17 protein-coding genes are annotated in these 17177 nt (G+C 68.4%); 12 read left to right on the top strand and 5 right to left on the bottom strand.

The annotated features are described in order from the left end of the window. Window positions 1-199 precede the first annotated feature (199 nt). Window positions 200-1228, top strand: a complete 1029-nt coding sequence (locus CQ042_RS01555) for a 6-phosphofructokinase (protein WP_105668465.1) — start codon at window positions 200-202, stop codon at window positions 1226-1228. A 159-nt stretch (window positions 1229-1387) separates the two neighbouring features. Here CQ042_RS01555 and CQ042_RS01550 read toward each other — a convergent pair whose 3' ends face one another. Beyond that, on the bottom strand, window positions 1388-1894 hold the full coding sequence (locus tag CQ042_RS01550; RefSeq protein WP_105668464.1) for a DUF559 domain-containing protein: 507 nt from the start codon (window positions 1892-1894) through the stop codon (window positions 1388-1390). 238 nt (window positions 1895-2132) lie between these two features. Further along, entirely contained in the window at window positions 2133-4232 is a 2100-nt protein-coding gene (locus CQ042_RS01545) for a S9 family peptidase (protein WP_105668463.1), read from the bottom strand. Between the two features lie 156 nt (window positions 4233-4388). Between CQ042_RS01545 and CQ042_RS01540 the strand changes: the two genes are divergently transcribed. The 4 genes from CQ042_RS01540 to CQ042_RS01525 all read left to right on the top strand — a co-directional run bounded on the left by CQ042_RS01540 (window position 4389) and on the right by CQ042_RS01525 (window position 8606). Then, window positions 4389-5771, top strand: a complete 1383-nt coding sequence (locus tag CQ042_RS01540) for an inorganic phosphate transporter (protein WP_105668462.1) — start codon at window positions 4389-4391, stop codon at window positions 5769-5771. Then, window positions 5768-6103, top strand: a complete 336-nt coding sequence (locus CQ042_RS01535; RefSeq protein ID WP_105668461.1) for a peptidase — start codon at window positions 5768-5770, stop codon at window positions 6101-6103. The genes CQ042_RS01540 and CQ042_RS01535 overlap by 4 nt, the downstream gene beginning before the upstream one ends. A gap of 60 nt (window positions 6104-6163) precedes the next feature. Further along, window positions 6164-7084 (top strand): phosphodiesterase, encoded by a 921-nt coding sequence (locus CQ042_RS01530; protein ID WP_105668460.1) that lies wholly within the window; start codon window positions 6164-6166, stop codon window positions 7082-7084. Window positions 7085-7145: 61 nt separating this feature from the next. Then, a complete protein-coding gene (locus CQ042_RS01525) occupies window positions 7146-8606 on the top strand; it encodes an aspartate ammonia-lyase (RefSeq protein WP_105668459.1) in 1461 nt (486 codons plus the stop codon). 65 nt (window positions 8607-8671) lie between these two features. Here CQ042_RS01525 and CQ042_RS01520 read toward each other — a convergent pair whose 3' ends face one another. After that, the gene (locus CQ042_RS01520; protein ID WP_105668458.1) at window positions 8672-9541 is read right to left on the bottom strand and encodes a fumarylacetoacetate hydrolase family protein; all 870 of its coding nucleotides are present in this window, start codon (window positions 9539-9541) and stop codon (window positions 8672-8674) included. Between the two features lie 89 nt (window positions 9542-9630). On the opposite strand from CQ042_RS01520, the gene CQ042_RS01515 reads away from it, so the two are divergent. The 4 genes from CQ042_RS01515 to CQ042_RS01500 all read left to right on the top strand — a co-directional run bounded on the left by CQ042_RS01515 (window position 9631) and on the right by CQ042_RS01500 (window position 12993). Further along, window positions 9631-10920, top strand: a complete 1290-nt coding sequence (locus CQ042_RS01515; protein ID WP_105668457.1) for a PrsW family intramembrane metalloprotease — start codon at window positions 9631-9633, stop codon at window positions 10918-10920. 46 nt (window positions 10921-10966) lie between these two features. Continuing rightward, window positions 10967-11647, top strand: a complete 681-nt coding sequence (locus tag CQ042_RS01510) for an alpha/beta fold hydrolase (RefSeq protein ID WP_105668456.1) — start codon at window positions 10967-10969, stop codon at window positions 11645-11647. Window positions 11648-11889: 242 nt separating this feature from the next. Beyond that, the gene (locus CQ042_RS01505) at window positions 11890-12258 is read left to right on the top strand and encodes an FKBP-type peptidyl-prolyl cis-trans isomerase (protein WP_105668455.1); all 369 of its coding nucleotides are present in this window, start codon (window positions 11890-11892) and stop codon (window positions 12256-12258) included. Window positions 12259-12438: 180 nt separating this feature from the next. Further along, window positions 12439-12993 carry a YceI family protein gene (locus CQ042_RS01500; protein ID WP_105668454.1) on the top strand — a complete coding sequence of 185 codons (555 nt, stop codon included), beginning with the start codon at window positions 12439-12441 and terminating at the stop codon, window positions 12991-12993. Window positions 12994-13026: 33 nt separating this feature from the next. Here the strand turns inward: CQ042_RS01500 and CQ042_RS01495 are convergent, their stop codons facing one another. Next, window positions 13027-14319: an MFS transporter gene (locus CQ042_RS01495; RefSeq protein WP_105668453.1), complete on the bottom strand. Its 1293-nt coding sequence runs from the start codon at window positions 14317-14319 to the stop codon at window positions 13027-13029. 186 nt (window positions 14320-14505) lie between these two features. On the opposite strand from CQ042_RS01495, the gene rpsO reads away from it, so the two are divergent. The 3 genes from rpsO (at window position 14506) to CQ042_RS01480 (ending at window position 16156) form a co-directional block, all read left to right on the top strand. Beyond that, on the top strand, window positions 14506-14775 hold the full coding sequence (rpsO, locus tag CQ042_RS01490; RefSeq protein ID WP_017830938.1) for a 30S ribosomal protein S15: 270 nt from the start codon (window positions 14506-14508) through the stop codon (window positions 14773-14775). 189 nt (window positions 14776-14964) lie between these two features. Beyond that, window positions 14965-15840, top strand: coding sequence for a hypothetical protein (locus tag CQ042_RS01485; protein WP_146115326.1), 876 nt, complete (start codon window positions 14965-14967; stop codon window positions 15838-15840). Further along, window positions 15833-16156: a transcriptional regulator gene (locus CQ042_RS01480; protein WP_105668451.1), complete on the top strand. Its 324-nt coding sequence runs from the start codon at window positions 15833-15835 to the stop codon at window positions 16154-16156. The genes CQ042_RS01485 and CQ042_RS01480 overlap by 8 nt, the downstream gene beginning before the upstream one ends. 8 nt (window positions 16157-16164) lie before the next feature. On the opposite strand, the gene CQ042_RS01475 is transcribed toward CQ042_RS01480, so the two are convergent. Further along, window positions 16165-17169: an isopenicillin N synthase family oxygenase gene (locus CQ042_RS01475; RefSeq protein WP_105668450.1), complete on the bottom strand. Its 1005-nt coding sequence runs from the start codon at window positions 17167-17169 to the stop codon at window positions 16165-16167. Window positions 17170-17177: the final 8 nt, after the last annotated feature.

The following is a 17177-nucleotide window of genomic DNA, read 5'->3' as shown; positions in this document are numbered from 1 at the left end:
CAAGAACTCTTGTTCTTAACGGCGAATTCGGGCCGCCATCGTGCGAGATCGGGAAGTTCGCCGAAATCAGCGGATCAAGGCGTCAAGATCAACGGTTTTCGTCGCGTCCGAATGGCGCCCGAGCATGCCGGGGCGCTAGTGTCGTTCGAAGGCAGCGTCGCCTCGTCCCCCTATCTCCCGAACGTCTGAAGGCACCAGCATGAAGATCGGCATCCTGACGAGCGGTGGCGACTGCCCCGGCCTCAACGCGGTCATCCGCGGCATCGTGCTCAAGGGCACCACCACGTACGACCTGGAGTTCGTCGGCATCCGCGACGGATGGCGCGGTCTCGTCGACGGTGACTTCATGCCGCTGACTCGGCACGAGGTGAAGGGCCTGTCCAAGGTCGGCGGCACGATCCTCGGCACCAGCCGCACGAACCCCTACGAGGGGGAGCGCGGAGGAGCCGACAACATCGCCAAGACCCTCTACGGGCACAAGATCGACGGCATCATCGCGATCGGCGGTGAAGGCACGCTGGCCGCGGCGGACCGCCTCGCCAAGGACGGCATCAAAGTCATCGGCGTTCCCAAGACGATCGACAACGACCTGCAGGCGACCGACTACTCGTTCGGCTTCGACACGGCGGTGAACATCGCCACGGATGCGATGGATCGCCTGCGCACGACCGGCGACTCGCACCAGCGCTGCATGGTGGCCGAGGTCATGGGGCGCCACGTCGGATGGATCGCTCTGCACGCAGGCATGGCCGCCGGTGCGCACGTCATCTGCATCCCCGAGGTGCCGATGTCGATCGACGACATCACCGAGCTCGTGACCAGCGCCCACGACCGTGGCCGCGCACCCCTGGTCGTCGTCTCCGAGGGGTTCAAGCTCCTCGGGATGGACGAGGCGTACAGCGACAAGGGCCTCGACGCCTTCAACCGCCCCCGCCTGGGTGGCATCGGCGACCTGCTCGCCCCGGAGATCGAACGCATCACCGGCATCGAGACGCGTGCGACGATCCTCGGCCACATCCAGCGCGGAGGTTCGCCTTCGGCGTTCGACCGCGTGCTCGCAACGCGACTCGGACTGCACGCCGCCGACGCGATCGTCGACGGCGCCTGGGGTCAGATGGTCGCGATGCAGGGCACCGATATCGTCCGGGTGCCGTTCGCCGATGCGCTCGGCGAGCTGAACACCGTTCCGCGTTACCGCTATGACGAGGCCGCGGCGCTCTTCGGCTGATTCCGCGAGCGCTCGGATCCCTCACGCCGAATCAGGCGATCTCGCGGAATCAGGCGACTTCTCGTCCTGCGTGCCTGATGCGACGTGTTCGCCTGATCTCGCGTGATCGACGCCGCGCGTCGAATCGCACCCGGTCGCGCGGCGAACAGCCGCGGATGCTCAGGCGCGCGTTCTGTGCCGGTGCAGACCCTGGGCGATCGCCCCCTGGACCATCTGCTCGACGTATCGCGCGTCGTACAGCACCTGCTGCACATCGAACCGGAGGATCGTGTATCCGCGCAGCGCGAGGCGGGCATCCGCGCGGATGTCGCGGCGTCGATCCTTCGCGGCGCCGTGGTGTGCGAAACCATCGATCTGGATGCCGAGACGTTCGCCGATCAGGGCGTCAAGCGGGTGCCCGTCGACCCACACCTGCTGTCGCACCGCGACGCCGATCCCGTGCATCAGCGCGATGAATGCGGTCTCCGGTCCGGAATCGGATCGGTCGCCCACCCGCGCCGCGAGATCGTCCGCGGCACGAGATCGCCACTGCACCCGTTCCAGGACATCGATGTCGACGGCATCCCTACGCACACTGTGCTCGCTGAAACCGGCGAGGTGGCGAGCGGATGTATGGGCGACGCCGTTCTGCGCGCGGATCCATTCTTCGACTGTCGTCTTCGGCACCTGCTCAGCTTGCCCCGGTCCGCGGGACGATGACTTCGCCAGGCGCGTCGACGGAGGAGACGACGAGCGAAAGCCGACCTGTGCAGGAGCGGACTGCGGCGCTTTCCTGCCCCTCAGCAGGACAGCGCAGCAGGCCATCGCTTCAGAACAGGCGCTTTGTGCCGAACCCCGCCTGTTCTGGCGTGATCGTCCGATCTGGCACCCGCTCCCGGGCGCTCACGCCCGGGAGCTGTGCCGCTCACGCCTCGGCGAGTCCCAGCGTGTCGAGCAGCCAGGCGAGCTCGAAAGCCCGCTCCTTCCAGGAGTTGTAGCGTCCGCTCACACCGCCGTGCCCGGCGACCATCTCGCACTTGAGCAGCACGTCCTTCGCCCCGGCCTCCCGGAGACGAGCCACCCACTTCGCCGGCTCGACGTAGAGGACGCGCGTGTCGTTGAGCGAGGTCACCGCGAGGATGCGCGGGTACTCGATGCCGTCGCGGACGTTCTCGTACGGCGTGTAGGACTTCATGTACGCGTAGACGTCGGCATCGTGGAGCGGGTCGCCCCACTCGTCCCACTCGATCACGGTCAGCGGCAGCGAGGGATCGAGGATCGTCGTCAGGGCGTCCACGAACGGGACGCCGGCGAGGATGCCGGCGAAGAGCTCCGGGGCGAGGTTCGTCACCGCCCCCATCAGCAGGCCGCCGGCGCTGCCGCCCTCCGCCACCATCCGATTCGGCGTGGTCACACCGGTGGCGACCAGGTGCTCGCCGCACGCGACGAAGTCCGTGAACGTGTTGCGCTTGTTGAGGAGCTTGCCGTCCTCGTACCACTGACGGCCCATCTCGCCGCCTCCGCGCACGTGCGCGACCGCGAAGATCACCCCTCGGTCGAGTTCGGAGAGGCGCGCGACAGAGAAGCCGGGATCGATCGAGTGCTCGTACGAGCCGTATCCGTACAGGTGCACCGGGCGTGCCTCGGCGCCGGGTTCGCCGAACGAACGCTTCCAGACCAGCGAGATCGGCACGCGGACGCCGTCGGATGCGGTCGCCCAGTCGCGCCGCTGACCGTAGTCCGCGGGGTCGTAGCCGCCCAGCACCGGCACCTGCTTGCGCAGCACCAGCTCGCGGGTCGCGAGATCGAGGTCGTACACGGTGCCCGGCGTGACGAACGAGGTGTAGCCGAGGCGCAGGAAGGGCGAATGCCACTCCGGGTTGCCGCTCACTCCGGCCGAGTAGAGCGGCTCATCGAAGGCGAGCTCGTCGACGGCGTCCGTGGCGTAGTCGAGCAGACCGACGCGTTCGAGTCCTTCGCTGCGGTACTCGACCGTCGCGAAGTCGCGGAAGGCGTCGACGCCGAGCAGCCTCCTGCCCGGCTCGTGGGCCAGGATCACCCGTCGTTCGCCCTGCGGATCGGCCACCGGCACCGAGACGAGCTCGAAGTCGAGCGCCTCGTCGTTGTGCAGCACGAGCAGACGGTCCTCGCCCTCCACGACGGCATGCTCGATCGAGTACTCGACGCCCTCGCGGCGGGGCCAGACGAGCCGCGGCTCTGCGGTGAGATCACCGGTCAGATCGACCAGGTACTCCTCGCTCGTGATGCTCGAGCCGACCCCGATGACCAGGTACCGGCGGCTGCGCGTGATCCCGGCGCCGAGCCAGAACTTCTCGTCCGGCTCGTGGAAGAGCTTCACGTCGTCCGACACGGGCGTGCCCAGATGGTGGAGCCACAGGGTGTCCGGCCGCCACGCCTCGTCACGTGTCGTGTACAGCACTCCCGTGCCGTCGGGGGTGAAGAAGGCGCCGCCCGTGTTCGGGATCTCGTCGTCGAGCGTGATGCCCGTGGCGAGGTCGCGCACGTGCACCGTGTAGAGCTCATCGCCCTCGAAGTCGGTGGACCAGAGCAGCTTCGTCGCGTCGTCGGAGGTGTCGAAGGCGCCGAGCGAGAAGAACTCATGCCCCTCCGCCTCGACGTTGCCGTCGAGGAGCACGACTTCGCCGGGAACCGGGACTCCGGCTTCGAGACGCGGGGGAGTCCAGTCGTCGGGTTCGGCAGTGGCGCGGCAGTGGATGCCGTACTGCGCCCCTTCCGCGGTGCGGCTGTAGTACCACCAGTCACCGCGTCGGGTGGGAACGGAGAGGTCGGTCTCCTGGACGCGGCCCTTGATCTCCTGGAAGAGGCGCTCCCGCAGATCGGCGAGGTGTGCCGTCTCGGCGTCGGTGTGGGCGTTCTCCGCTTCGAGGTGCGAGACGACCTCCGCGGATTCCTTGGCGCGAAGCCATTCGTAGGGATCGTCGAACGTGTCACCGTGATGGGTGCGGAGCGTCGAGCGGCGGGCAGCGGCGGGGGCGTCAGTCACCGTCTCACGCTATCCCAGGTCGAGTTGACCGGCACGGGGGAGGGTGGGAGGATTTACCGGGGCCGGTTAACGGAAGTCAAACCCACGGTGAACTCTTCGTTCGTCACGTCGATCACGTCGACATCTCCTTCTTCCTCAAACGACCGAAAGCGAACGGTGGAAACCGCAGCCCTCATCGTCGTGCTTGTCATCGCGCTGGCACTCTTCTTCGACTTCACCAACGGCTTTCACGACACCGCGAACGCCATGGCGACGCCGATCGCCACCGGTGCGCTGAAGCCCAAGACCGCCGTCCTCCTCGCCGCCGTGCTGAACCTCGTCGGCGCCTTCCTGTCGACAGAGGTCTCGAAGACCATCTCCGGTGGCATCATCCGGGAGGATGCGATCATCGATGCGGGAGCGGATCTGTTCCTCTCGCTGATCTTCGCCGGTCTGATCGGCGCCATCACCTGGAACATGCTGACCTGGCTCCTCGGCCTGCCGTCGAGCTCGTCGCACGCCCTCTTCGGCGGCCTCATCGGCGCGACCCTGGTGGGCGCGGGCATCGGCGGCATCGACTTCGGAATGGTGCTCTCGAAGATCGTGCTCCCCGCTCTGATCGCGCCGGTCACAGCCGGTCTGATCGCCTTCGCGGCGACGAAGATCGCCTACTCCGTCACCCGTCGTTACGACGGCAAGCCCGACGGCCGCGACGGGTTCCGCTGGGGGCAGATCTTCACGTCGTCCCTGGTCGCCCTCGCCCACGGCACCAATGACGCGCAGAAGACCATGGGCGTGATCACGCTCGCGATGATCACGATCGGCTGGCAGTCGGGAGCGCACCACGAGCCCGAGCTCTGGGTGATCATCGCCTGCGCGTTCACGATCGCGCTCGGAACCTATCTCGGCGGGTGGCGCATCATCCGTACCCTCGGCAAGGGGCTGACCGACGTCAAGCCCGCCCAGGGCTTCGCGGCGGAGAGCTCGACCGCCGCCACGATCCTCGCTTCCAGCGCTCTCGGTTTCGCGCTCTCCACGACGCAGGTCGCCTCCGGCTCGGTCATCGGCTCCGGCCTCGGCCGCCGCGGCTCCACCGTCCGCTGGCGGACCGCCGGCCGCATCGGCATCGGCTGGCTGCTGACGCTTCCGGCCGCCGGCGGAGTGGGCGCCCTGGCCGCGTTGCTCGTGGTCTGGCTGGGCAACTGGGGCGTCGCGATCGACGCGGTCATCGCCCTCGCGATCATCCTCGGGCTCTTCATGCGCTCGCGTCGCAACGCCGTGACGCCTGCGAACGCCATGAGCGACGTCGCCGAGTCCGGGCGGGCCATCGAGCTTCCCGACACGCCCCCGCCGACGCGTCGGCAGCAGCGCATCGAACAGGCCAAGGCAGAGGCCAGGGCCCGCGCCGAGGCTCGTGAGAAGGTCAAGGCTCAGGCCAAGAAGGATGCCGAGGCCAAGGCGAAGAAGAAGGCGCAGGCCAAGGCCAAGGCGGGCACCGGTTCGTCGAAGTCGGCGTCGTCGAAGAAGTCGGTTGCGGACCGGAACGGGGAGTCGGAATGAACGTCGTCATCGACTGGCTCGCCTTCCTGCAGGTGTTCCTCGCGGCGCTCATCGGCGCCGCGGCCATCGTCACCTTCTATGCCCTCGGACTCCGCCTGCTGGTGCGCAGCGGCCGTGCTCCGGTCGTGAGTCCTGCGGAATTCACCGACGCCATCACCGTGATCTCCGAGAAGGAGCTCAAGCGTGCCGAGAAGCAGGCGGCGAAGGCCGCACGCAAGAGCCCGCTGACCGAGGGGCAGAAGTCGCTGGCCCTCGTCGGTGCGTACGGGTGCTTCGCCCTCTGCGCCGCTGCCGTCGTCAGCGGCATCCTGCTCCTCGTCGTCGGCCACTGACGGCGTCGCGTCACGGTGATCGCTTTCATCGAGGTCGGTGCCGACGCCTAGGCTGAGGCCATGTCCGCAGGAACCGGCAGTTCGCACGTCTTCGGCAGGCACGCGCCCGCATCGCACGTGATCATCCATGTCAGCGACCCGCACTTCCTCGCGGGAGGAGCGCCTCTCGGGGGCCGCTACGACGTCGCGGAGAGCTTCGCGCGCACGTTGGAGGCGATCCGCACGGTGCATCCGCATCCCGCCGCGATCGTCGTCACGGGCGACCTGGCCGATCTGGGGGAGCCCGATGCCTATCGCCGTCTGCGCGCGGCGGTCGAGCCGGTGGCCGCGGAACTGGATGCGCCCGTCGTCTGGGTGGCCGGCAACCACGATGAGCGGCCGGCGCTGCGCGCGGGACTGCTCGACCTGGAGCCGACCGAAGAGCCCATCACGGGCATCTGGGACCTCGACGGCCTGCGTCTCATCGCGCTCGACACCAGCGTTCCCGGCTGGCATCACGGCGACCTCGACCAGGGGCAGCTGTCCTGGCTCGCCGACGTCCTCGCCGAGCCCGCTCCGCACGGCACGCTGTTGGCGATGCACCACCCGCCGGTTCCGAGTCATCTGCCTCTCTTCGACATCCTGGAGCTGCGCCATCAGGACGAGCTCGCCGCGGTCATCCGTGACAGCGATGTCCGGGGCATCCTCGCCGGCCACCTGCACTACTCCTCGTCCGGGACGTTCGCCGGGGTTCCGGTGAGCGTCGCTTCGGCCACCTGTTACACGATGAACGTGGCACGCCCTTCGGCAGAGGTGAACGGCATGGACGCCGCGCAGGCCTTCCAACTCGTGCACGTGTATCCGGACACGATCACCCATACCGTCGTTCCGGTGACCGACGCGGCGACCGGCGACTACTTCTCCGAGGCCTGGCTGACGCGCATGTCCGCGCTCACGCCGGAAGGGCGACTCGAGGCCTTCTCCCGCAAACCCGGGCGCTGAGCGGCGTAGACTGGACGCATCCCCCACCCTTCTCACCCGCCACGACCCACGAGGATGTGACATGGCTTCTGCCGCGCCTACCCTGACCCGCACCGAGACCGATTCGCTCGGGAGCATGGAGATTCCCGTCGACGCGTACTGGGGGATCCACACCGCCCGCGCCGACGCGAACTTCCCGATCACGAAGCGGCCCATCTCGGTGTATCCCGACCTGGTGGTCGGCCTGGCGATGGTCAAGCAGGCGAGTGCCCGCGCGAACCGCGAGATCGGCGTGCTCGATCCCGAACGTGCCGACCTGATCGACCGTGCAGCACAGCGCGTGATCGACGGCGAGTTCCACGAGCAGTTCACGGTGGGCGTCATCCAGGGCGGTGCCGGCACCTCGACCAACATGAACGCGAACGAGGTCATCACCAACATCGCGCTCGAGATGGCCGGGCGCGACAAAGGCGATTACGCTTTCCTGTCGCCGATCGACCACACCAACCGCAGCCAGTCGACGAACGACGTCTACCCGACTGCCGTCAAGATCGGCCTCTCGCTCACTCTGCGCTCGCTGCTCGAGGAGCTCGACCTGTTGCGGCTGTCGTTCCTGGGCAAGTCGCGCGAGTTCCACGACGTGCTGAAGGTCGGGCGCACCCAGCTGCAGGATGCCGTGCCGATGACGCTCGGCCAGGAGTTCAACGGCTTCGCGACGACGCTCGGCTACGACCACACGCGTCTCACCGAGAACGCCTCGCTGATGTTCGAGATCAACATGGGCGCCACCGCGATCGGCACCGGCATCACCACGCACCCGGGCTACGCGCCCGCCGTGCTGAAGCACCTGCGCGCGATCACCGAGCTCGATCTGCGCACGGCGGGCGATCTCGTCGAGGCCACCAGTGACACCGGATCGTTCATGTCGTTCTCCTCGACGCTCAAGCGCAACGCGATGAAGCTGTCGAAGATCTGCAACGACCTCCGCCTCCTCTCGTCCGGCCCGCAGGCGGGACTCGGCGAGATCAACCTGCCGGCGATGCAGGCGGGCTCCAGCATCATGCCCGGCAAGGTGAACCCGGTCATCCCCGAGGTCGTGAACCAGGTGGCGTTCGCCGTCGCCGGTGCCGACATGACCGTGACGATGGCGGCGGAGGCGGGACAGCTGCAGCTGAACGCCTTCGAGCCGGTCATCGCGCACTCGATCTTCCAGTCGATCACCTGGATGCGTCAGGCGATGTGGACCCTGCGCGTCAACTGCGTCGACGGCATCACCGCGAACCGCGACCGCCTGGGCGCGATGGTGGGGGCGTCCGTCGGCGTCATCACGGCGCTCACGCCGTTCATCGGCTACGCGGCTGCCGCGGCGCTCGCGAAGACCGCGCTCCTGACGAACCGCAGCGTGGCAGACCTGGTCGTCGAGGCCGGGCTGATGTCTCGCGACGAGGTCGTCAAGCAGCTGTCGCCGGCGCGCCTCTCCGGACTGGAGACCATCACGGCTGCGATCCCGGTGATCGCGCCGGAGGACCTCATCGAGATCTGACCGACCGCAGTAAGAGGGGGACGGATGCCGCGGCATCCGTCCCCCTCTTACTGCGTCCGTCGGCGTCAGTCGGTGATCCGGCAGTGCGTCGTGAGCTCGCCGATGCCGTCGATGCCGACCGTGACGGTCGAGTGGTCGCGGAGGAAGATCTGCGGATCGCGCGAGTATCCGGCGCCCCCGGGGCTTCCGGTCGAGATCAGGGTGCCCGGGAGCAGCGTGAGCGACTGGGACAGGTGCGCGATCAGCTTCGCGACCGAGCGCACCATCTGGTCGGTGCTCGCGTCCTGCACGGTGTGGCCGTCGACGACCGCCCAGATGTGCAGGTCCTGCGGGTCGGGGATCTCTTCCGCGGTGACGGCGAACGGCCCGGTCGGGGTGAATCCGTCGAAGGACTTGCAGCGGGACCACTGCGCCTCGGAGAACTGGATGTTCCTGGCGGTGATGTCGTTGACCACGGTGTAGCCCCAGACGTGCGTGAGCGCATCCGCCTCGGCGACGTCCTTGGCGGGCGAGCCGATCAGCACACCGAGCTCCGCCTCGTAGTCGACGGCCTCGCTCAGACTCCGCGGCCACGACGTGGTCTGGTCGTGCCCCGTGAGCGAGTTCGGCCACAGCGTGAAGACGGTCGGGGCGGCATCGGTCTTCAACCCCAGCTCGCTCGAGTGGGCGGCGTAGTTCAAGCCGACGGCCAGCACCGCGGGAGGAGCGAGCACGGCGGAGGCGAAGGCCCAGTCGTCGAGGGGGTGCCGCGGCGCGGCGGTCTCGGCCAGGGCGTCACGCAGCCGGTCGAGCAGCGCATCCCCACCCTCGATCAGCTGCTGCAGCGTGGCAGGGGCGTCGGTCAGGAGATCAGAGACGAGGATGGCGTCCGAGTCCTGCACCACGGCGAGAACCGCACGAGGGGAGTCAGGACGGCGCAGATGAGCGAACCGCATGGTTACACGCTACCGGGTGGTGAGCGCTGAACGGGTGGAGGACTCCGCCATACCCGTGACTTCACTCTTGTGCCGCATAAGCTTTGGCTATGAGTTTCGGAGGACCGCCCCCGTCGCAGCAGCCGCTGCCGTACACGCCGCCACCCGTGCGGCAGCCCGCGCAGCCGGGCGTCGCGTCGGCACCGTATGCCCCGCCCGCCGCGTCGCTGCGGCGGGCGGAGTATGCGTCGCCGCTGGCGCAGCCGACCCCGTACACGCCGCCTGCTCCGGTCGCGCCGTCGCCGGCGGAGTCCCTGCCCGCGCTGCCCGTGCCGACGAGGAAGGGGCGCTCGGTCTCGCTCTGGCTGTTCGGCTTCCTGGGCTTCCTCCTCCTTGCCCTGATCGGATACTTCGGGTGGGCGCTCGGGGTCACCGCCTCCGTGGTCGGGCTGGTGCTGGCGCTCATCCCGCTCACGATCGTGTTCCTCGGCGTGCGGATGATCGACCGCTGGGAACCCGAGCCGAAACGGCTGGTGATCTTCGCGATCGCGTGGGGGGCGGTCGCCGCCGTCGGGCTCGCGCTGCTCGTCGACGTCGGGCTGAAGATCCTGATCGGCCCGACCACCGACGCCTTCTCCGCCGTCGTGCAGGCACCGATCGTGGAGGAGTTCTGGAAGGGGCTCGGTGTCTTCCTGATCTTCCTCCTCGCCCGACGCGCGTTCGACGGACCCGTCGACGGCGTGGTCTACGGGGCCCTCGTCGGGGCGGGGTTCGCCTTCACCGAGAACATCCAGTACTTCGCCCTCAGCCTCATCGAGGGCGGCGGCGAGCAGCTCACGGTCACCTTCGGAGTGCGCGCCATCCTCTCGCCGTTCGCACACGCCATGTTCACGGCGGTGACCGGCTTCGCGATCGGACTCGTGGCGCGCCGGCACGGGTCCGCGCGGTCGGCCCTCGGCGCCGGGCTCCTGGGGTTCGTCGGAGCAGTCCTGCTGCATGCACTGTGGAACGGTTCGGCGACGTTCGCGGACTTCTTCGGCCTCTACTTCACGCTGCAGGTACCCCTCTTCATCGGCTTCATCCTCGGCATCATCGCACTGCGCCGGGAGGAGGCGAGGCTCACGAGGGCTCGACTCGAGGAGTACGCGGCGGCCGGGTGGTTCACTCCGGAGGAGGTCACGATGCTCGCGACGCCGGCGGGGCGCAAGGTCGGGCTCGCATGGGCGGCGCGATTGCGGGGAGACCGCCGCCCCCTGATGCGGGCGTTCATCAAAGACGCGACCGAGCTCGCCGCCGTCCGGCAGCGCGCGATCACCGGGCGCGACTCCCTCGCCGTCGACGACGAGCGTGCGCTGCTGATCCGCACCCGGGCGACCAGGGCGGCGCTGCTGGCGTACTGATGCCGACCGCGGCGGAGTACTCTGCTCGGGAGGAAGGCGGTGGGCGATGAGCACTTTCGTCGTGATCCATGGCGGTGGAGATGTCGGATGGTCCTGGCATCTGGTCGCGGGCGAGCTGAGAGCGCGGGGGCACGAGGTGTTCGCTCCCGACCTTCCCGCCGATGACGATGCCCTCACGCTCGATGACTACGCCGATGCGGTCGTCGAGCTCGTCGGCTCGCGTCCGGACGTGGTGGTGGTCGGTCATTCGTTCGGAGCGTTCACCGCACCGCTGGTGGCCGGACGCCTCTCCGCCGATCTCCTCGTCCTGGTGGCGGGGATGATCCCGTCGCCGGGGGAGTCTCCCGAGCAGTGGTGGGCGAACTCGGGGTATCTGGCCGCGTCGCAGGCGCAGTCCGCTCTCGACGGCGGGCTCACCGGCAACGACGACCCGTATGTGAGCTTCTACAACGGCGTGCCCCGTGAGCTGGCCGATGAGGCCCTGCGCAGAGAACGGGCGCATCCGGCGCAGGCGGCGATGGCGGCGCCGTGGCCCCTGTCCGAGTGGCCGGCGGTGCCGACGAGGCTCGTCGTGTTCGCCGAGGACCGCTTCTTCCCCGCCGCGTTCCTCCGCGCCCTCGCTCGAGAGCGTCTGGGCGTGGAGGCGGATGAGATCTCCGGCGGGCACTGCGCCATGCTGAGCCACCCCGTCGAGATCGCGGAGATACTCGACGGATACGTCCGCTGACGGACCCGAACCCTGCGGCGGCAAGACTCAGCGCCCGGTGCTGCGGCGATGCCTGCGAGTCTCCCGGGCGCTGAGTTGATCTGTAATCAGGGTGCACCCGGCCCTCCGGAGGTGTCAAGAGGTTCTTGTCGACCCGCGGGGCCGGGCCGGTCGAAGTGCCCGCGCCGCGCTTGTCGAAGTGTTCGCTGTGAGCAGTCCCTGACGCGTTGACCCCGTCGCCCCGGCTCGGGTTTGATGGAGGTATGACTGATCGCACAAAGCCTGAGTTCGATGCCCCCAGCGCTCCCGCTCCCGCGGAGCTCGTCACCCGCGACATCATCGAGGGTGACGGCGCCGAGGCGAAGCCCGGCGACACCGTCACCGTTCACTACGCGGGCGTCGAGTTCGACTCCGGCGAGGAGTTCGACTCGTCCTGGGGACGGGGCGAGACCATCCAGTTCCCGCTGCGTGGCCTCATCCAGGGGTGGCAGGACGGCATCCCCGGCATGAAGGTCGGCGGACGCCGCGAGCTGATCATCCCGCCGCACCTCGCCTACGGCCCGGTCGGCGGAGGTCACTTCCTCTCCGGCAAGACGCTGATCTTCATCATCGATCTCGTCGCCGTCGGCTGACCCCGCCCCACCCTGCGAGGCGCCCCTCCTCTTCGGACGAGGGGCGCCTCGTGCTGTACACGGAAAAACTTCACCTCAACGGGAATACATGCATCTGAATGTAAGTTGTCACAGGGGTCGCCTTCACGGCGGCCCTTGTCCGACGCCGCGTCTGCGGCCGATGTCTCCAGAGGAGAAGCAATGACCAGCATCGAAATTCCCGGTTACCGTCCCGGCACCTGGGTGCTCGACCCCTCGCACAGCGAGGTCACCTTCAGCGTGCGCCACATGATGATCTCGAAGGTCCGTGGCACCTTCGGTGTCAAGAACGCGACGCTGATCGCCCCCGAGAACCCGCTCGACGCCAAGGTCGAGGCGACCGTCGACGTGACCTCGGTCGACACCAACGACGAGGGCCGCGACGCGCACCTGCGCTCCGCCGACTTCTTCGACACCGAGAACTTCCCGACCATGGAGTTCGTGTCCACCGGTGCGCGCGTCAAGGGTGACGACCTGTACGTCGACGGCGACCTCACGATCCGCGGCGTCACCAAGCCGGTCAGCTTCGAGCTCGACTTCGGCGGCTTCGGCACCGACCCCTACGGCAACTACAAGGCCGGCGCCTCTGCCAAGACCGTGATCAATCGTGAGGACTTCGGCCTCACCTGGAACGCCGCACTCGAGACGGGCGGCGTCCTCGTCGGTAAGGACATCACGATCAGCCTCGACCTGCAGGGTGCCCTGCAGCAGGACTGACCCCGCCAGGCAGTGATCCGGACCCCGGGCCCCTCAGGGCTCGGGGTTCTCTGCGTCGTAGTCGCGGAATCCGCGGTGGCGGCGGGCGAGCATCGCCACGAGGCCGATCACCAGGATCCCTCCGAGCAGGGGAGGGAACCAGAGGGTCGTCAGGGTCGCGAGGGTGCCGGCGTACAGGGCGCCCACGCGCGGCCCGCCCGCGACCACGACGATGAACAGCCCCTGGAGCCGTCCGCGCATCGCGTCGGGCACCGCGGCCTGCATCATCGTGTTGCGGTAGATGGAGCTGACGTTGTCCGAGGCCCCGGAGAGCGCCAGCGCGACGCATGCCGCGACGATCAGCCAGACATGGGGAACGGCTTCGCTCGCAGGAGCCGAGAACGCCCCGACGAGCAGGACGACTCCGAACAGCAGGATCGACGCGCCATAGGCCTCCACGGCGCGAGCGATGCCGCGGCCGTGCCAGCGGTACTGCACGACGCGGCCGGAGAACAGGCTCGACGCGAAGGTCCCGACCGCCACGGCGGCCGTGAGGATGCCTGTCGTGAGCGCACCGCCGCCCAGGAGCACGGTGCCGAGAGCGGGGAAGAGCACGAGGGGTTGTCCGAACGTCATCGCGATGATGTCGATGATGTACTGCATCCGGATGTTTCCGGCCCTGCGGAGGAATCTCCATCCATCGACGAGCGACTCGAGGCCGGGGCGGACGATGTCTCCCTCGGGTCGCAGTGCCGGGAGCGTCCACAGTCCGAGGAACATCGAGAGCATCAGCACGACGTCGATCGTGTAGGTCCAGCCGTAGCCGGTGAGGGCGACCAGCAGCCCCGCCAGCGCAGGGCCCGCCATGACCGTGAGGCCGAAGGCGACGCCGTTCAGCGCGGATGCCGCGGCGAGCTTCTCGCGAGGGATGAGTCGAGGGACGATCGCCGTGCGCGTGGCCATGCCGACCGAGTTGGCGGCCGAGTTGATCATGCTCAGGACGTACAGCCACCAGATGGTCTCCGCGCCGGTCCAGGTGAGAGCCGCGAGCAGGGCGGTGGAGACGAAGGTGATGGTGGCCGCGATCAGGGCCACCCGGCGTCGGTCGAACGCATCGGCGAGCATGCCGCCGTACAGCCCGGCGAGGATCATCGGCACGAGGCCGGCGACCGCGATCATGGAGACCGCGAAGGTGCTCTGCGTCAGAGCGAAGACGTGCAGCATCACGGTCACGATGGTGAGCTGGCCGCCGATGCCGGCGAGTGTCGAACCGATCCACATCCGGGCGAAGGCCGGGCTGGTCTTCAGCGGGCTCAGATCGATCAGATGACCGCGTCGGGCACTCACTCGTCGAACTTCTTCTGCACCCTTCGAGACTAGTTGCCCCGTGCGGACCGTGCTCTCCGCCGGTGTCCCTCGGGGGAGTCGCGGGCTGGTAGACTCGTCAGGTTGCCGTTTGATCGGCCGCGGATAAAGAGAGCCCACGTATCAGGCGTCGGGCGCCGCGCAACAAGCAGAGAGGGGATCGAATCTATGGCACTGGAAGCAGACGTCAAGAAGGCGATCATCGAAGAGTACGCGACGCACCCCGGTGACACCGGATCCCCCGAGGTGCAGGTCGCAATGCTGACGCAGCGCATCAAGGACCTCACCGAGCACCTCAAGGAGCACAAGCACGACCACCACTCGCGTCGTGGGCTGTTCCTGCTCGTGGGTCAGCGCCGTCGTCTGCTCGGCTACCTCCAGGACATCGACATCGCGCGCTACCGCTCGCTGATCGAGCGTCTCGGACTCCGCCGCTAAGGCACCGCGACCCTGCGTTCAATCGCGCAGAACATTCTTGAGAAGGCCGTCCCACGGTGTGGGGCGGCCTTCGTCGTTCCCCCACGGACGCGCCGCCGTCTCTCCTTGCTTCTTCGAGGACGGTCGCCTATAACGGACCGGGGGGCGTGCGACGCGGTGCTTTCCTGAGACGTGCGGAGGCACAAGGCGATGGAACACGAACCCCTCGCGGGTCAGGCCCGGTTGACGCCGCCGGATGCGGACATGGCGCGCCAGTATCTCAAACAGGCGGAGGCGATCGTCGAGCGACGCGAACGCGTGGTCGATCGACGGGCGGGGGCGTGGCTGGCGATCGTGAACGCCGGGATCATCGCCGGGTATCTCGCCGTCGTCACACTGGGCTTCCGGCAACCCGTTCCCTCCGTTGAATTCCAGGCACTGCTGATTCCCATCCTGCTCTGGGCGCAGATCTCGACCGGGATCTCGGCGCGAGGGGACAGAGGCCCGCGAACCCCGGCCTGGCGTCGACTGGTCACCTTCGGAGGTGCGGCCGTGCTCGTCACGGCGCTCGCGGTCTTCACCCTGATCGTCCTCTACGAGAGCATCTCGCCGCGGTGGATGCTCCTTCCCATCGCTCTCGTGTTGGGCGGATTCGGCGGGTACGGGGTCGTCCGTCTCGTCCGGGCCTCCCGGGGGCCACGGCCGCTGCCGCCCGTGCGAGCCGCCCTCACTCCCGGTGTGCGCGGAGGGACGATGCTGGTCGGTGTCGTCTTGGGGTCGGTGTGCGCGCTGAGCGCCGTGCCAGACGAGGTCCTCCGCAGCGTCCTGCTCTTTCTCGGCCTGCTGGCGCTGATCGCCTGGTTCGCGGCGTCCGGCACCGTCATCGGGCTTCCGCTGATCGGGGCGTCGTGGCGCTGGCCGCACATCCTGGCACTCACGATCTCGGTGGGTGTCCTCCTCGTGCTGCGGGTCCCCGCTCTGGACGGCGTGGTCCTCGCGCCGGCCTCGTACCTGCTCGCCGGGCTCGGGATGATCGTGATGTTCGTGCTGGTCTCTGCCGTGTCCGGGCGTGATCTCGATGCGTAGCGCCGCAGAGCGCACGGGGCGGGTGCGTCTCGACGACACCTTCGCCGCGTCGTTGCCGTTCTCCCTCATGGCGGCGCTGCAGAACGGCGCCGACCTCGAGTTCAGAACCCTCCGAAGGGTTCTGGACTGCGAGGGTCGCTCCCTCAGCGGTGCGATCGGCCAGCTCCAGAGGGTGGGATACGTCTTCGCGCGCCGAGTGTCGTTCGGTGAGGTCCCCGGCACCTGGATCTCGGCGACGCCCCGCGGTCGGGTCGCCTTCGACGACCACCTCGCAGCCCTCCGGGAGATCGCCTCAGACGCACCGCCGTCGCGGTGAGCGACGCCTCAGACGGCGGCGCCCACGAGATCGGCGTGGTGGATCGCCGCGACGTCCGGGTGTGCGCGCAGGCGTGACTTGAGCGCGTTCTCCCCATAGAGCGCGTGGATGGGGTTGCCTGGGTCCTCCGTCACCCCGTTCGCCTCGGCGGCCAATTCCTCGGGCAGGTCGATCAGCGGGAGGCGCTTGTCGAGCGCCGGGTTGAAGAAGAACGGGATGGAGATCCGCTCGTGCGGCGCCTGCGGAGACACGACGCGGTGGTTCGTCGCCTTCAGATACCCGCCCGTCGCGTACTCCAGCAGCTCGCCGATGTTCACGACGAAGGCCCCGGATACCGGGGGAGCGTCGACCCACGCGCCGTCGCGCTCGACCTGCAGGCCGCCTTTGCCCGGCTCCACCCACAACAGGGTGAGCACGCCCGAGTCCTTGTGCGCGCCGACACCCTGCTGCGGCTCCGGCTCGTGCGTCCCGGGGTATCGGACGATCTTGATGAGGGTGGATGGCTCTCCGAAGTGCTCGTCGAAGTAGGACTCGTCGGCGCCGAGGGTCTGTGCCCATTCCCGCAGCAGTCTGCGGGCGACCTCCGACAGGGTCTCGTGCCATTCGGCGACGACCTCCTGGAGCTCCGGCTGCGCCGCGGGCCACAGGTTCGGTCCGATGAGCCGGTTGAAGGCGGGGCCGTCGCTGACGGGCTCGCGTTCGGGGCCGATGTCGATCTGCTCGCGCCAGTCGACCTTCCCCTGCGTCCGCTCGCCTCCGACGCGGGTGTACCCGCGGAAGTGCGGGCTGTTGACGTTCTCGATCGCGAGCTTGTCCGCCTCCGGGAGTGCGAAGAAGTCCAGGGCTGCGCGGTGGAGCCGGGCTTCGAGCGCGGGGGAGATCCCGGTGCCGGTGAGGTAGAAGAAGCCGACGTCGTGCGTCGCCGCCCGGAGTTCATCGCGGAATCGTGCCGCGGCCTCGGGTCCTTCGTCGAGCTGGGACAGGTCCAGGATGGGGAGCGAGAGTTCAGCCATGGACCGAG

This window comes from Microbacterium sp. MYb62 (genome assembly GCF_002979475.1).
Lineage (GTDB): Bacteria > Actinomycetota > Actinomycetes > Actinomycetales > Microbacteriaceae > Microbacterium.
This window is presented reverse-complemented; position numbering and strand designations above follow the sequence as displayed.

What these genes read in the sequence shown, in the direction of transcription:
- CQ042_RS01530 (WP_105668460.1), top strand. Translation starts at nt 6,164, where the DNA reads ATGTCCGCAGGAACCGGCAGTTCGCACGTCTTCGGCAGGCACGCGCCC.
- CQ042_RS01535 (WP_105668461.1), top strand. Translation starts at nt 5,768, where the DNA reads ATGAACGTCGTCATCGACTGGCTCGCCTTCCTGCAGGTGTTCCTCGCG.
- CQ042_RS01480 (WP_105668451.1), top strand. Translation starts at nt 15,833, where the DNA reads ATGCGTAGCGCCGCAGAGCGCACGGGGCGGGTGCGTCTCGACGACACC.
- CQ042_RS01555 (WP_105668465.1), top strand. Translation starts at nt 200, where the DNA reads ATGAAGATCGGCATCCTGACGAGCGGTGGCGACTGCCCCGGCCTCAAC.
- CQ042_RS01475 (WP_105668450.1), bottom strand. Translation starts at nt 17,169, where the DNA reads ATGGCTGAACTCTCGCTCCCCATCCTGGACCTGTCCCAGCTCGACGAA.
- rpsO (WP_017830938.1), top strand. Translation starts at nt 14,506, where the DNA reads ATGGCACTGGAAGCAGACGTCAAGAAGGCGATCATCGAAGAGTACGCG.
- CQ042_RS01515 (WP_105668457.1), top strand. Translation starts at nt 9,631, where the DNA reads ATGAGTTTCGGAGGACCGCCCCCGTCGCAGCAGCCGCTGCCGTACACG.
- CQ042_RS01520 (WP_105668458.1), bottom strand. Translation starts at nt 9,541, where the DNA reads ATGCGGTTCGCTCATCTGCGCCGTCCTGACTCCCCTCGTGCGGTTCTC.
- CQ042_RS01505 (WP_105668455.1), top strand. Translation starts at nt 11,890, where the DNA reads ATGACTGATCGCACAAAGCCTGAGTTCGATGCCCCCAGCGCTCCCGCT.
- CQ042_RS01485 (WP_146115326.1), top strand. Translation starts at nt 14,965, where the DNA reads ATGGAACACGAACCCCTCGCGGGTCAGGCCCGGTTGACGCCGCCGGAT.
- CQ042_RS01500 (WP_105668454.1), top strand. Translation starts at nt 12,439, where the DNA reads ATGACCAGCATCGAAATTCCCGGTTACCGTCCCGGCACCTGGGTGCTC.
- CQ042_RS01510 (WP_105668456.1), top strand. Translation starts at nt 10,967, where the DNA reads ATGAGCACTTTCGTCGTGATCCATGGCGGTGGAGATGTCGGATGGTCC.
- CQ042_RS01525 (WP_105668459.1), top strand. Translation starts at nt 7,146, where the DNA reads ATGGCTTCTGCCGCGCCTACCCTGACCCGCACCGAGACCGATTCGCTC.